This is a genomic window from Idiomarina zobellii (assembly GCF_900100855.1).
GTDB lineage: Bacteria > Pseudomonadota > Gammaproteobacteria > Enterobacterales > Alteromonadaceae > Idiomarina > Idiomarina zobellii.
Map to the genome: position 1 here is coordinate 21,307 of NZ_FNCB01000007.1, position 14,707 is coordinate 36,013.

Annotated in this window: 12 protein-coding genes and 1 pseudogene; 6 read left to right on the top strand and 7 right to left on the bottom strand. The window is 46.9% G+C overall.

Going from position 1 to position 14,707, the window contains the following annotated elements; all coding sequences use genetic code 11:
- Positions 1 to 32 precede the first annotated feature (32 nt).
- Positions 33 to 1,382 (bottom strand): DUF1329 domain-containing protein, encoded by a 1,350-nt coding sequence (locus tag BLT32_RS07720; protein ID WP_053953820.1) that lies wholly within the window; start codon positions 1,380 to 1,382, stop codon positions 33 to 35.
- 162 nt (positions 1,383 to 1,544) lie between these two features.
- Between BLT32_RS07720 and BLT32_RS07725 the strand changes: the two genes are divergently transcribed.
- The gene (locus tag BLT32_RS07725) at positions 1,545 to 2,720 is read left to right on the top strand and encodes a WD40/YVTN/BNR-like repeat-containing protein (RefSeq protein WP_053953819.1); all 1,176 of its coding nucleotides are present in this window, start codon (positions 1,545 to 1,547) and stop codon (positions 2,718 to 2,720) included.
- A 2-nt stretch (positions 2,721 to 2,722) separates the two neighbouring features.
- Complete coding sequence (locus BLT32_RS07730; RefSeq protein WP_053953818.1) at positions 2,723 to 5,056, top strand: efflux RND transporter permease subunit; 2,334 nt, start codon at positions 2,723 to 2,725, stop codon at positions 5,054 to 5,056.
- Positions 5,057 to 5,085: 29 nt separating this feature from the next.
- On the opposite strand, the pseudogene BLT32_RS07735 reads toward BLT32_RS07730, so the two are convergent.
- Both BLT32_RS07735 and sbcB read right to left on the bottom strand, forming a co-directional pair.
- Positions 5,086 to 5,220 (bottom strand): annotated as a pseudogene (locus tag BLT32_RS07735) (GMC oxidoreductase); the annotation flags it as partial.
- A gap of 71 nt (positions 5,221 to 5,291) precedes the next feature.
- Positions 5,292 to 6,743 carry an exodeoxyribonuclease I gene (gene sbcB / locus BLT32_RS07740; RefSeq protein ID WP_053953817.1) on the bottom strand — a complete coding sequence of 484 codons (1,452 nt, stop codon included), beginning with the start codon at positions 6,741 to 6,743 and terminating at the stop codon, positions 5,292 to 5,294.
- A 228-nt stretch (positions 6,744 to 6,971) separates the two neighbouring features.
- Between sbcB and BLT32_RS07745 the strand changes: the two genes are divergently transcribed.
- Both BLT32_RS07745 and BLT32_RS07750 read left to right on the top strand, forming a co-directional pair.
- Positions 6,972 to 7,292 (top strand): type II toxin-antitoxin system RelE/ParE family toxin, encoded by a 321-nt coding sequence (locus BLT32_RS07745; RefSeq protein WP_053953816.1) that lies wholly within the window; start codon positions 6,972 to 6,974, stop codon positions 7,290 to 7,292.
- Positions 7,273 to 7,560, top strand: coding sequence for an addiction module antidote protein (locus BLT32_RS07750; RefSeq protein WP_053953815.1), 288 nt, complete (start codon positions 7,273 to 7,275; stop codon positions 7,558 to 7,560). The genes BLT32_RS07745 and BLT32_RS07750 overlap by 20 nt, the downstream gene beginning before the upstream one ends.
- A gap of 16 nt (positions 7,561 to 7,576) precedes the next feature.
- Here BLT32_RS07750 and BLT32_RS07755 read toward each other — a convergent pair whose 3' ends face one another.
- Entirely contained in the window at positions 7,577 to 7,816 is a 240-nt protein-coding gene (locus tag BLT32_RS07755) for a hypothetical protein (protein ID WP_053953814.1), read from the bottom strand.
- 89 nt (positions 7,817 to 7,905) lie between these two features.
- Here BLT32_RS07755 and BLT32_RS07760 point away from each other — a divergent pair, with 89 nt between their 5' ends.
- Both BLT32_RS07760 and hrpA read left to right on the top strand, forming a co-directional pair.
- Positions 7,906 to 8,937 carry an isoaspartyl peptidase/L-asparaginase family protein gene (locus tag BLT32_RS07760; protein ID WP_053953813.1) on the top strand — a complete coding sequence of 344 codons (1,032 nt, stop codon included), beginning with the start codon at positions 7,906 to 7,908 and terminating at the stop codon, positions 8,935 to 8,937.
- 11 nt (positions 8,938 to 8,948) lie between these two features.
- Positions 8,949 to 12,875 (top strand): ATP-dependent RNA helicase HrpA, encoded by a 3,927-nt coding sequence (gene hrpA / locus BLT32_RS07765; RefSeq protein ID WP_053953812.1) that lies wholly within the window; start codon positions 8,949 to 8,951, stop codon positions 12,873 to 12,875.
- Positions 12,876 to 12,910: 35 nt separating this feature from the next.
- Here the strand turns inward: hrpA and BLT32_RS07770 are convergent, their stop codons facing one another.
- The 3 genes from BLT32_RS07770 to nrdB all read right to left on the bottom strand — a co-directional run bounded on the left by BLT32_RS07770 (position 12,911) and on the right by nrdB (position 14,690).
- Positions 12,911 to 13,177, bottom strand: coding sequence for a GrxA family glutaredoxin (locus BLT32_RS07770; RefSeq protein WP_053953811.1), 267 nt, complete (start codon positions 13,175 to 13,177; stop codon positions 12,911 to 12,913).
- Between the two features lie 115 nt (positions 13,178 to 13,292).
- On the bottom strand, positions 13,293 to 13,553 hold the full coding sequence (gene yfaE / locus BLT32_RS07775; RefSeq protein ID WP_053953810.1) for a class I ribonucleotide reductase maintenance protein YfaE: 261 nt from the start codon (positions 13,551 to 13,553) through the stop codon (positions 13,293 to 13,295).
- Between the two features lie 3 nt (positions 13,554 to 13,556).
- Complete coding sequence (gene nrdB / locus BLT32_RS07780) at positions 13,557 to 14,690, bottom strand: class Ia ribonucleoside-diphosphate reductase subunit beta (protein ID WP_053953809.1); 1,134 nt, start codon at positions 14,688 to 14,690, stop codon at positions 13,557 to 13,559.
- Between the last annotated feature and the right edge of the window lie 17 nt (positions 14,691 to 14,707).

Here is a 14,707-nt window from a genome sequence, read left to right on the forward strand (position 1 = left end):
CTCCTTTTTAGTGGTTTATCACCAGTATCGGCTTATCTAAAGCCTTTACGGCGCAGGGAGTTAGTCGTGAATTCGTCACGGCTTACTTCAATATCCCACTCCATGTATGGGTCTTCTTCGTTACCCAAGCCAAGCGAGATATAACGACCAGAGTTTAAGTCGTACAATGCTTCGGCAGCCATCCATGGTACGTCTTGGTTATAGAACTGAGTATTCAGAGCTTCACCAACAAGCCATAGTTCGCCACGACCGTCATAATGGTCGATGATAGACGCTGTCCAGCTATCTTCGTCAATGTACATAGTACGTTTTGAGTAGATGTGGCGTTCGCCTTCTTTCAGGCTGCCTTCCACAACCCAAACGCGGTGTTTTTCATAACGGATAAGATCCTGGTTCATGTGACCTGCCTGGATAATGTCTTCATACTCCAACTCAGGATCCATGATTTTAAAGTTGTTATAAGGGATATAAATTTCTTTTTTGCCCTTAAGCTCCCAGTTGTACTTGTCTGGGGCACCGTTATACATATCCAGGTTATCTGAAGTACGCAGACCATCTGCCGCTGTACCCGGACCGTCATAGGCGACGTTAGGTGCACGACGGACACGACGCTGACCGGCGTTGTAAATCCATGCGCGGCGGCCTTCTTTTACCTGGTTAATGGTTTCATGAACCAACAGAACAGTACCGGTTAAGCGAGAAGGCGCTTCAACTTCCTGCATGAAATAAAACAGAATGTTGTCATCGGCTTCCTGACGACCGGTCTCAAGGTACTCAGGGAACGCCAGAGTTTCTTTCAGCTCTACCGTCACATAGTCGCCATTTGAAAGTACCGGGAACTGTGCAATGTTACGAGTCACAGCACCACCACGGTAACGAGTAATGTGGTTCCAAACCACTTCCAGACCGTTTTGCGGAATAGGAAATGGAATGGTGGTATCGAAATTCTCTAAGCCGTTACCACCGGCAACCATTTCTGCGTTTTCCGCGTTTGACTTAATTTTTGGCCACAGCTCATCCGGGTAGGTTGCTGTACGGTGAGTTGGGTAAACGTGCATTTTGTAGCTCGAGTATTTCTCGAACATAGCCACTTGACCTGGCGTTAAGTTGTCTTTGTATTCGTCCAGGTTGTCGTGAGTAATAGTAAATAACGGTTCTTCATTGGCGAAAGGGTCGTTACCGCGAACAACTTCAACGGAGTGATCAGAGTAACCACCGTCCCACGCAGGGATTGAACCATCGGCATTTGCCGCTTTCTCAGCACCAATTGGTGTTAAGTCTTGACCAAGCCGTGCGGCTTCTTCAGGTGATACTTTAGCCGCAACGCTCGCGGAAATCACCGACATGGCGAATACGCCAGCTTTTAGCATCAGTTTATTCATTATGATTTTCCTTGTTGTTCTACTTTCCAACATCACTTTGCCAGAGGACTGACCTCTCAGGCAACACTTTAACGAAAAAAAGCACGAAATTAACGAAAAAAGGTTTTCAAATTATCTTGAGCTTATACAATCCTATGACATTTTGAGTACCCAGGAGGTTCCATGCGTTCGTCTTTTGCCCAATTCGGGCTGTTGTTGGGTGCGTTGTTTAGCACCGCAGTATATGCCCAGGATGGCAATACAACAACAAACACTGATTACGAGGTTATCAGTGCACCGGCACTGTCGTCTGATGAAATAGAAAGAGAAGTTCTCATTGAAATCGCATCAAATGGTCAACAATTGGTTGCTGTTGGCGCACACGGTAATGTGATTCGTCAGGACGAGAGCGGTAGCTGGATACAGGCCAATGTGGATAGCAGCGTATTAATTACCAGTGTGGACTTTGCGAGCGAGGAAAAGGGCTGGGCGACCGGACATCACGGCGTTATTTTAACAACTGAAGACGGCGGTCAGACTTGGACGCGTCAACTGGACGGCTTTCAGTTAATGGAGCTGGAAAAAGCGTTTTACCAGAAAAAAGTAGCTACTCTTCAAGAGCGTCTGGAAACCGAAGAAGATAAAGAGGTTATCAGCGAACTTGAATGGCAGCTAGAAGAAATGCAATTCCAAATCAGCAATATTGAAGTTGCAGAAGAAGAAGGCCCAAGCAAACCGTTTTTGGATATTTTAGCGGTAGACGAGCAAACAGCTTTCGCAATAGGAGCTTATGGCACCTTCTTAAAAACCTCTGACGGTGGTGCTAACTGGCAGGTTATTTCTGACAAGCTGGAAAACCCAGGCGGTTACCATTTAAATGCGATTATTGCTCGCAACAGTGACTTCTTCATTGTTGGAGAGGCGGGCTTGCTGTTTAGTAGTGAGAATAGCGGAGAGGACTGGACGCGCTTAGAGTCACCGTATCGCGGCTCCTTATTTGGGGCGCACTTAGATAATGCCAACAACTTATGGGTGTATGGCTTGCGTGGCAACGCTTATGTGTCGGAAGACAAAGGACAGTCATTTGAGCAAATAGAAACCGGTACTCGCGTGAACTTATCGGCTGGTGTAGCAACAGACTCAGGAGAACAACTAATCGTTGGCCACTCTGGAACCATTTTAAAAGTGGATGCAGCTCTTAACGTTGAATTGTTAAGACACCCAAGCGGCTCGGTAATGACTGATATTGTTGTGGTCAATGACGGCGAATGGCTCATGACAGGACGCAGTGGTCTATTACACTGGCCCGCTAAAGTCACCGAAGAAGAAGCGTTGGCATCTCAACAAGGAGCGCAGTAACAATGGATAATCCAATATCAAAAAAGCCCGCGGGAATTATTGAGAAGTTACTTTTTGGTTTTCGAGCGCCCTGGCTGGTCATATTTTTACTGATCACCGTTTTTCTTGGTTACAACGCCGCTCAGGTGCGCCCGGACGCAAGCCTGACTAAGATGATTCCAACGCATCATCCGTTTATTCAAAACTACTTTGAGTATCAGGATGACTTAGCCAGCTTGGGTAACGTGGTCCGTATTGCTGTTGAGCACAAAAACGGCGATATTTTTGACGCCGAATTCCAGCAAGAACTTCAGGAAATAACTGACGAAGTCTTCTTCATTCCGGGGGTTAACCGCTCTGGTTTAAGAAGCTTATGGACACCTAATGTTCGCTGGATGGAAGTAACAGAAGAAGGCTTTGTGGGTGGCCCGGTTATTCCTGACGGCTATGACGGCAGTGAGCAGTCGTTAGAACAGCTGCGTACAAACGTACTGCGCTCTGGTGAAGTGGGCAACTTGGTGGCGAATAACTTTGAGTCCACTATTATTTATGTTCCGCTTGACGAAGTTCACCCTGAAACAGGCGAGAAGCTGGACTATCAGGAGTTTTCAGAAAAGCTGGAGACCCTGGTTCGCGATAAATATCAAAGTGATGATATTGGCATTCACATCACGGGGTTTGCTAAGTTAATTGGTGACCTTATCGAGGGCGCTGAGCAGGTCGGTTTGTTCTTCTTGCTGGCCATCGCTATTACGTTAGCTATGCTGTATGCCTACAGCCGTTGCTGGCGTAGCACTTTCACTGTACTAGGCTGCTCTATTATCGCGGTACTTTGGCAGCTGGGTATTATTAAGCTTATTGGTAGTGGTATTAACCCGTACTCCATGCTGGTGCCGTTCCTGGTCTTTGCAATAGGGGTCTCGCACGGTGTTCAGGTCATCAACGCCATTAGCCATAATAGAGTTGCAGGCTTCGACAAGCTTGAGTCAGCCAAACTGGCGTTTCGCGGCTTGTACGTGGCGGGCTTAACGGCGCTTGCCAGTGATGCTATTGGCTTTACCACGCTAATGGTCATTGATATCGAAGTCATTAAAGAGCTAGCCATTGCCGCCAGTATTGGTGTGGCTGTTGTGGTTCTGACCAACCTCGGCTTGTTACCTATTCTTATGTCATACCTGGGCACCTCAAAAAATGGTGTTGAGTATGAGAAACGCATTGAAGGCGAACGTCACCCAATATTTGAGCTGTTCTCCAAGTTTACCCAACCCAAGTGGGCGTATTCCGCAGTAGCGGTTGCCTTAGCGATGTTGGCCTGGGGCTTAATAAACAGCCAGAACATGGAAATTGGTGACCTCGACAAGGGGGCTCCGGAATTACGTCCTGACAGTCGTTACAACCAGGACAACGCCTTTATTGTCGACAACTACAGCTCAAGTACTGATATTTTTGTTGTTATGGCAGCTTCAGCCCCAGAGCAATGCATTGCTTACGACAACTTAGAGCTAATGGAGCGCTTCAGCTGGCACATGGAGAACACCCCAGGTGTGCAAGACGTTAAATCAGTCGTTTACGTGTCAAAAATGGGCATGTTCGGCATTAACGAAGGTAACCTGAAGTGGTTCAGCCTGAACCGCAACAAGTATGTCATTAACGCCTCATTAAGCCGCATTCCAGATGGTTTAATTAATAACGACTGCTCAATGGCACCAATCATCATTTACCTGGATGATCACAAAGCCAAAACGCTGCAAACGGTCGTAGACTCTGTGGAAAGCTTTAATGGTCGCTACCAACAGGAAGGTCTTGATCTGCTAATGGCTGCCGGTAATTCCGGTATTGAAGCGGCAACGAACTCCGTTATTGAAAAAGCCCAGCATAAAATGTTGTTGTGGGTTTATGGTGTCGTTATTGTGCTGTGCTTCATTAGTTTCCGCAGTTTACGAGCGGTTGCTTGTATTATCTTACCTCTTGCCTTTACGACTGTAATGAGCCAAGGCTTAATGGCGGTGCTGGGTATTGGTATTAAAGTGGCTACTTTGCCGGTTATTGCCTTGGGTGTTGGTATTGGTGTCGACTACGGCATTTATATTTACAGTAAAGTGAAAGAAGGCTTACAGCAGGGAATGTCGTTGCAGGATACGTACAAGTATTCGCTGGATAATACGGGTAAAGCGGTTGGTTTCACCGGCCTAACGCTGGCCATAGGTGTCGCAACCTGGATATTCTCGCCCATTAAGTTCCAGGCGGATATGGGCATACTGCTGACTTTCATGTTCCTCTGGAATATGTTGGGCGCGCTCATTCTTATACCGGCACTAGCTCGTTTATTCCGGGTAGGTAATAATAACCAGCAGTAACTGCAGTTAGTTAACAAAAGCGGTAAAAACTAGGCGTCGGCTTTTATTAAGTCGGCGCCTTTTTCTGCAATAGCGATAGTGGGAGCGTTGGTGTTACCGCTTATAACGGTGGGCATAATTGAGGCATCTATTACACGCAAGTTCTCTACCCCTCGTACTTTCAGTAAGCCTATTGACAAGCGTACAGCCGGCAGAGCCGGCACCGACAATAATATAGTCGAAAGACTCTTCTGTATTAGAGCGAAGCGACGTAGTCATACAGTGACTTTAAAAGACGCAACTTGTGGGCGTCTTCCTGATGCTGGTTAGCCAACTCTTCCAGACGCAGCGCAAAAGCGTCCGCAGAGAGCATACCTTCTGGCGGATCAATAAGGCGTTGCTGACAAAATTGACGCCACTGGTTCAGCTCTTTGTCCGTTAATGTCGACGGATAGTTACGAGCACGGTATCTCAGTAGCAGCTTTTCCATACGCGGGTCTTCAAAGGCTAAATCCAACCCAGCTAATTGTTGCGGCTCGGACGCTCGAATAATTTCCATGTGCTTTTTGTCTTGCGGCGAGAAAAATCCGTCGTAAATTTGGTGGTCAACATCGGTCCTTGGGGCAAACTCTTTGGTTTGCTCGAACACTTGCATTAACTTGTCTCTGAACGCACTGTTTTCCTGCAGCCACTGCGCATTGGCAGCTACGGTTTCCATATTGAGGTCAGCTCGTGCAGAAGCATCCTCAGAGATTGTTTTAATAGGCGCAAGAAACGGACTGCGGCCTAGATGAATGTTTTGTAGACCACTTTTTTGCTGTCCTTGAGCTTCCAGCTCTTTGCGGCTGGTGTAAGTCAGTTCAACGAGTTCATCGACTGAATTATCAGCAAAGAGTTTAGGATCAATGCGTAAGTCCCAGGCTATGACGTTACTGTTTTGCTTAGGGTGAAAGCCTAGTGGCAATATGGCGGACAAATACCGGTTTACGGTGCCGTAAAAGCCGCTGACGTGTGCTAGAGGCTCAGGTGCTTGCCAGTTAAAAAGGTTAAGAAGCTTTTGCTTACGGCGAATACTATACGCCCACTGCCATAACTTTGGCTGCTTTTCTTTAATGAGTTTAGCCAGACCAATGGTGGCGTAAACATCGGACATTGCATCGTGCGCCTGGCCGTGTTCAATGTTATTCGCCACACTTAAGTGTTCGAGTTTCAGGCTAGGCTGACCATCATCATTATCCGGCCAGTTAATACCTTCAGGACGCAATGCAAAGCAGGCTCGGGTTACGTCAATTAAGTCCCATCGTGAGTTGCCATTTTGCCAGCTGTATTCATAAGGGTCATAGAAGTTACGATAGAACAGGGAGCGGGTTACTTCGTCGTCAAAACGAATATTGTTGTAACCAATAATGGTGGTGTTGGGCTGTTGAAACTCTTCGGCAATGGCTTTGCTGAACGCAGCCTCACTAACACCTTGCTTTAATGCGAGCTGCGGCGTTATTCCGGTAACTAAGGTTGCCTCAGGGTTCGGCAGAAAATCAGGCGTGGGCTGAACATACAGCGTTAACGGGCGGCCAACCACATTAAAATCAGTGTCGGTGCGAAGCCCCGCAAATTGCGCCGGACGGTCAATCAGCGGGTTAGCCCCCCAAGTCTCATAATCGTGCCAGTAAAAAGTCTCTTGTTCTTTATTATTTGAATTTGGCTGCATGTCTTATTTCGCACGGCTTTTGATGTGTTTGTCTGAATGGTGATTTGTTCTTTTTTAGCTAAAGTATAGGCCAAAGCAACGTCAACAAGTGAGTGGCTCACGATCATGACCCAAATGAGGCTACACCATTGGCTTCATAGCTGCAAGAAGGTGATTTCACATGCTTGATTTCTCAATATCTTATTTAATTTTGTCAATGTGTAGCCTGTAAGCTACAATAGGGGTGTTATGAAGTATGAGATAAGGAAGTCTTATGCATTCGACGCTTGGCTTCGCCACCTAAAAGACCGCAGGGCGGTAATGTTAATAGCTAAGCGAATAGTCCGAGCTATAAATGGTAATTTTGGAGACGTACGAAGCTTGGGCGGTGGGTTATATGAAATGCGACTTTTTGTCGGGAAAGGTTATAGGCTTTACTACACAGTGAGATATAACCAAGTAGTATTTTTGCTTTATGGCGGCCATAAAGGCCAACAAAGTGAAGATATAAAGAAAGCCAAGAGGCTACTGAAAGAATTAGGGGAAAGTCATGACTTTAAAAACAACTGAGTTTAATCCATTCGACTATATGGAAACGCAACAGGAAATAGAGGTGTTTTTACAAGAGTGCCTGGCTGATGATGATCCAAATACTTTTATTGAAGCGCTTGGTTTGTTGGTTAAAAAGCATGGGGTGAGCTACATATCACAAGCGTCAGGCTTGAACCGTGAAAGTCTATACAAATCATTTAGTGGCAAAACTAAACCTCGGTGGGATACGGTCTTTAAAGTAATGAAAGCACTAAATTTTAATTTTACGACACATCACGCTGTTTAGTTATCATAAGCGGGCTTTATACCCGCTCATACCCCTCAATAATTAAGTCGTAAGCTTTCTTCAATTTTTCTGTCAGTGTTCTGTTGTCGTCATGACGAAAGGCGAGCTCAGCGTGTGGCAGCACGCGTTCGCCTACGCGACGGGCAATGGCATCATCTAGTTGCTGCTGGTCGCCCGATGTCGCTTCGGTTGGTACTTCAACGGTAATGTCGCCTTTCGAGCCAATGTGCTCATAGTTAACACGATAAGTTGGCATAATCCCTCCATCAATCGCATTGCTAAATGCGTGTTTATCCCCTCTAATAAGACTAGACGAAATACAATAAAAAGCAGGGGATATTAGTTATGAAAAAAACACTTCTCTTATCGGTACTGGCTGGCGCACTGATTGGATCAGCGCCGCTGCAGGCGGATGACCACGGCGTTGAATACGCAATGGCAATTCACGGTGGTGCCGGTACTATCACGCGTGCGAATTTAACGGATGAACAAGAGCAAGCTTACAAAGACAAACTCAACGAAGCTTTGGAAGCGGGCCGGGCAGTATTGAAAGACGGTGGTGACAGCACCACTGCGGTTATTGCGGCTATCCAAGTGATGGAAGAGTCCCCTTTGTTTAACTCGGGCAAGGGCGCTGTTTATACCTGGGACGGTGAACACGAACTGGATGCGTCATTAATGGAAGGTGAGAGAGGTAACGCCGGCGCGGTGGCTGGTGTAAAAACCGTGAAAAGTCCTATTGAACTGGCACGTGAGGTGATGGAAGAGTCGGTACACGTCATGCTTAGTGGCGAAGGGGCTGAGCAGTTCGCTAAGCAACAAGGTTTAGAGCAGGTTGATAACAGCTATTTTAATACTGAACGTCGTTATCAACAGCTGTTAAAAGCCAAGGAAAAAATTAAGGCCAGTGAGCAGCCTGAACAGCAAGCCTGGGAATATCTCGACTTAGACTATAAATACGGTACTGTCGGCGCAGTTGCGGTTGATAAAAACGGACTATTAAGCGCGGGTACGTCAACAGGCGGCATGACGGCAAAACGTTATGGTAGAATAGGCGATTCACCTATTATTGGCGCTGGCACTTGGGCGGACAACGACAGTTGTGCGGTATCCGCTACTGGACACGGTGAGTATTTTATTCGCTTTCACGTGGCGGCAGATATCTGTTCGCGGGTTAAATACAAAGGCCTGTCGGTCAGTGAGGCTGGCGACGAAGTCATTCATGGCGTGCTGGAGCAAGCAGGTGGTACCGGTGGCGTGATTATTATCGACGCCGACGGCAATGTGGCCATGCCGTTCAATACCGAAGGCATGTATCGCGGTTACTTTAAAGGTGACGGTGACACGCACATTGCTATTTATAACGAGGAAGAATAAGTTCGGAGTTTATGAGTCGTAACAAAACGAATACCAACCCTTTCGTTAAGCAGTATCAGTCTCAGCTCGAGCAATGTACTTACCAAAAGGCCGCGCAACTGCGCGGTCGTTTGCGTGGGCTGGTTAAAATAAAAGATGAAAAGAAGCAGCAAAAAGTGCTCAGTGCCATTAAGGCAGACATTGAGCAGGCGGAGCTGAATTACTTACAGCGCTCTGAGCAGTCTTTTCATATTGAATACCCTGAAAACCTGCCGGTTGCGCAGCAGCGAGACGATATAAAAAAGGCCATTGAGGACAACCAGGTGGTTGTTGTCGCGGGTGAAACCGGGTCTGGTAAAACGACTCAGTTACCGAAAATGCTGCTGGAGCTTGGCTATGGTCGCAAAGGTGTCGTTGGCCATACGCAGCCACGACGTTTAGCGGCCCGAAGTGTTGCCGCGCGCATTGGTGAAGAGCTTCAGGATTACTCTAAACAGCAAGTCGGTTACAAAATCCGCTTTCAGGATGAAACGGCACCGACTACTGCTATTAAGCTAATGACGGACGGTATGCTGCTTTCCGAGCTGCAGCAGGATCCGTTATTACTGCAATACGACGCCATTATTATCGATGAGGCGCACGAACGCTCGTTAAATATCGACTTTTTGCTGGGTGTATTACACACCTTGCTACCCAAACGTCCGGACTTAAAAGTTGTTATTACCTCGGCAACTATTGAAACCGAGCGTTTTTCTAAGCACTTTCATGATGCACCGGTATTAACGGTTAGCGGCCGGACTTATCCGGTGGAAGTGCGTTATCGCGACCCGTCAGAAGGGAATAAAACCTCTGAAACGGATATTCTGCAAGGTGTTTGCGATGCGGTAGAAGAGCTGCAAAGTGAAGGGGTCGGCGATATTCTCATTTTTGCGAGCGGTGAGCGGGAAATTCGTGATTATGCCGACGCTATTGGTGATTTAAAACTGAGAAACACCGAAATACTGCCGCTTTATGCCCGGTTGTCCTCTCACGAGCAAAACCGAGTGTTTCAGTCACACTCTCAGCGCCGTATTGTCATTGCTACTAATGTGGCGGAAACGTCATTGACGGTGCCGGGCATTCGCTATGTTATCGACCCGGGAACAGTACGTATTAGTCGTTACAGCTACCGAACTAAGGTTCAGCGCTTGCCGATTGAGCCAATCTCTCAAGCCAGCGCGAATCAGCGTAAAGGACGTTGTGGACGTATTGGCCCGGGCATTTGTATTCGCTTGTACAGTGAGGATGATTTTTTACAGCGCCCGGAATATACCGACCCGGAAATACTACGGACGAATTTAGCGGCCGTTATTTTGCAAATGTCGGCGTTGCGCCTCGGCGATATTCGAGACTTTCCGTTTGTGCAAAAGCCGGATGAACGCTTTGTTAAAGACGGTTTGAATTTGTTGGAAGAGCTTAACGCCATAGAGCCGGGTAAAAAGCGGGAAAAGCCGAGGCTAACTGAAATAGGCCGGCAGCTTTCTCGTTTACCGTTAGACCCTCGGTTGGCGCGAATGGTATTGGCCGCCAAGCAGTATGGCTGTGTGAGGGAAATGCTGGTGATAACAGCAGCGTTAAGCATACAGGATCCGCGTGAGCGCCCGCACGAGTTTAAACAAAAAGCCGATGAGTGGCATCAGCGCTTCCACGATAAACATTCCGATTTCATGGCGTACCTCAACCTGTGGAATTACATAAAAGACAAGCAAAAAGAGCTGTCAGGTAATCAGTTTCGCAAGCAAGTGGCGCGCGAGTTTATTCATTTTATGCGGCTGCGAGAGTGGCAGGACATTTACACACAAAGTCGGCAGACGGTGCGGGAACTGGGTTTTTCGATTAATGAAGAGCCGGCGACTTATGAGCAGGTGCATCGCGCGCTCATTTCCGGCTTGCTGTCGCAAGTGGGTATGAAAGAAGACCGGCATGAATATCAGGGCACGCGACAAACTAAATTTCATATTTTCCCTGGCTCCGGACTCTTTGGTAAACCGCCTAAATGGGTGGTGACCGCTGAGCTTGTCGAAACCTCGAAGCTGTATGCGCGCATTAATGCGGATATAGACCCATTATGGGTTGAGGAAGCGGCTTCTCATTTGGTGAAGAAAAGCTATTTAGAGCCACACTTTGAGAAGAAAAAAGGCAGTGTGGTGGCAGACGAGCAAGTCACTATGTTGGGCCTGGTACTGGTGCCTAAACGACGTGTGCAATACGGGCCGGTCGCGCCGGCGAAGGCGCGTGAGATATTTATACGCGAAGGCTTAGTGAACAGTCAATTGCAACGTAAGTTGCCGTTTATTCAACACAACTTAAAACTAATTCAAGATGTTCAGGCTCTGGAAGCCAAGTCGCGCCGCCGTGATATTCTGGTGGACGAGGAAGTCCTTTTTGAAGCGTATGAACGGCACATACCGGAAGGCATTTATAACGAAAAGCTGTTAGCCGGTTGGTGGCATAAAGCTGCCAAAAAAGAACCGAAGCTATTGTTTTTTGAGCGAGATGATCTCATTGCCGGTGAGACTGAGCACATTACCGAAAACGATTACCCAGAGTTCTGGCGACAGGGTAACTTGCGTTTGCCGTTAACCTATCACTTTGAGCCCAATGCGGTTGATGATGGGGTGAGCGTCAATATTCAATTAGGTGTGTTGAACCAGGTAAAACCAGAAGGCTTTGATTGGCATATACCGGCATTACGCGAAGAGCGCATTGCCCATTTAATTAAGTCACTACCAAAAGCGTTGCGCAGAAACTTTGTGCCTGCCCCTAATTTTGCTGGCGCCATAATGGCCGACGTTGAACCCTTTGAAACGTCGTTGTTAGAGGCTATGACGCACAAACTGCGCCGTATGACGGGTGTTACCGTACCGGATGACAGCTGGGACGAAAGCAGTTTGCCAGTGCATTTACGCATGAACTTTAAAGTATTAGACGGAAAAAAACTCGTAAAGCAGGGCAGAGATCTACAACAGTTGCAGGACGAGTTGTCCGGTAAGGTTCAGCAACGTCTGGAAAAGGCGGCCGGTGATGACATCAGCCGCGATGACGTTGAAAGCTGGGACTTTGATGAATTGCCGGAAGTTGTGACGGAAGCGCAGCAGGGGTTTGAAATTAAGGCTTATCCTGGCTTAGCGATTAAAGGTAGCCGTGAGGTTGCGTTGCAGTTGTTTGACTCGAAAGAAGAAGCCGAACAGCAGCACCGACAGGGCTTGCGTCGACTGTTGTTAAAGCAAATTCCGTCACCGGTAAAGCATTTGCAAAAGTCGCTATCGAATAAAGCGAAGCTGGCGATGTACTTTAACCCCTGGGGTAAGGTAGAAACTCTGATTGAAGACTGTATTGCCGCAGCGGTTGACGCGGTTATTGATGAGCAGCTTGCGGAGGGAAATAAGCTAAGAGACGAACAAGGCTTTGAGCGCTTAAAAGAGCAAGTGCGAGGAGAATTGAACGAACGAGTTGAACAGCAGATAGCTCTTAGGGTTGAACAATGTCTGACACATTCGCAGGATGTTCGCAAAGCGCTGAAAGGTAAAATTCCGCTCGATCAAATTCAGTCGCGAGGTGACATTCAGGACCAACTGGATAACTTAATTTTTCCGGGCTTTGTCTCGAGGTTTGGTGAACACCGGCTCGACGATATTGTGCGCTACTTAAAAGCCATGCAACGTCGTTTGGAAAAACTGCCGGTGGATCCCAATAAAGATCGCTTAATAACCATAGCGCTCAGTAATTTACAGGAAGCCTATAGTGCGGTCTTAAAACGTTATAAAACCGGCGCTTTGATTCCTGAAGATGTGGCTGAAGTTCGCTGGATGATAGAAGAGCTGAGAGTTTCGTTCTTTGCTCAGACGTTAGGAACAAAGTATCCGGTGTCTGAGAAGCGAGTGAAACAGGCAATAGAGGCGATCAAAAAAGGCGGCTGAAATAAGCCGCCTTTCTTACGCTAACACTTACAACATTAAGCCGTGTACAAGCCTAAGTTCTCTTTTGCGTATGCTTCAAACTCAGTGAAGCCGCCAACGTGTGACTCGTCGACAAATATTTGAGGTACTGTGTGTACCGGCTTACCAACGGTTTTTTCTAAGTCCGCTTTAGAAATACCTTCTGCGTGAATATCAACGTAGCGATAATCGAAGTCATCGCGGTCTGCTTTTAATTGATCGGCAACTTCTTTTGCGCGTACGCAGAACGGGCAGCCAGGACGTCCAAAAATTACTGTAAACATGAAATACCTCTTCCTTAATCAGTGTTACCGGGAATTATCCATTTTTTAGGCATAAAAACAAATGGGTCTTACCGATGACTGTAATCGATTCTGTGAATAGCCAATACGCTCGGTGCTAGTGCTCAATATCTAAGTCAGACTCTGGCACGCAACAACAGGGCAGAATGTCGCCTTTTCGAACGTAAGCTAACGGCTCAGTGGTATAACGTACTTGACCGGAATTTAGTTTAGTCCTGCATGCACCACAAAATCCACTACGACAATGGTAGTGCATTTCCAGCTGGTGTTTTTCCAGCGCTTCGAGCAGGGTTCCTTCAGTCGCGTCAACGGCAAGCTCAGGCCCGCCGTTAACGATGACTTTAAAGGTTTTAGTCATAGCTTAGAGGTCAAAGTCCCCAAGATCAGAGGCATTAACTTCACTGTCTATCTGGCCAACCAGGTAAGAGGTAATTTCCGCTTCCTGAGGAGCCACCTGTACATTGTCTGAAACTAAGTACTTGTTCATCCACGGTAATGGGTTAGAGCGCATATTTTCGAACGGAGCATCAAAGCCAATAGCCTGCATACGTAAGTTGGCTATGTACTCAACGTACTGGCATAACATGCTCTCGTTCAGGCCAATCATTGAACCGTCTTTGAACAGGTAGTGAGCCCACTGTTTTTCCTGTTTCACTGCGGTCATGAAAATCTCATAAGCTTCGTCACGCAGCTCTTCGGCAATTTCTTTCATTTCCGGATCATCTTCACCGTATTGCCAAAGGTTCAGAATATGCTGAGTTGAGGTTAAATGGACGTTTTCGTCACGCGCAATCAGCTTAATGATTTTTGCGTTACCTTCCATCAGCTCGCGCTCTGCAAAAGCAAATGTACAAGCGAAACTGACGTAGAAGCGAATGGCTTCCAGTGCGTTCACTGAGTTAATGCACAAGAACAGTTTCTTTTTAATTTCGCGCTGAGTCACATTGTATGTTTCACCGTCGACCGTTACTTCACCTTCACCGTGGGTTTGCCACAGCTGAGTGTAGAAAATAAGGTCGTCGTAGTATTGTGAAATATCGTTCGCACGAATTTTAATTTGTTCGTTAATAACAATGTCTTCAAACACTTCGCTTGGGTCAGTAAACAAGTTACGCAGAATATGCGTGTACGAGCGTGAGTGAATGGTCTCAAAGAATGACCAGGTCTCAATCCAGGTTTCAAGCTCTGGAATGGATACAATGGGCAACAGCGCAATATTTGGTGAGCGGCCCTGAATAGAATCCAGCAGTGTTTGATATTTCAGGTTTGAAATAAACACGTGCTTTTCGCTGTCAGTGAGTTTATTAAAGTCGACTCGGTCACGGCTTACGTCAATTTCTTCAGGGCGCCAGAAAAAGCTAATTTGTTTTTCTATAAGCTTTTCAAAAATACTGTGCTTTTGTTGATCGTATCGAGCCACGTTAACCGAATTACCTAAAAACATAGGCTCGGTTAACGGATTCGTTTGTTCCTGGTTAAACGTTGAGTACGACATTTCGCAAAATCCTTCTT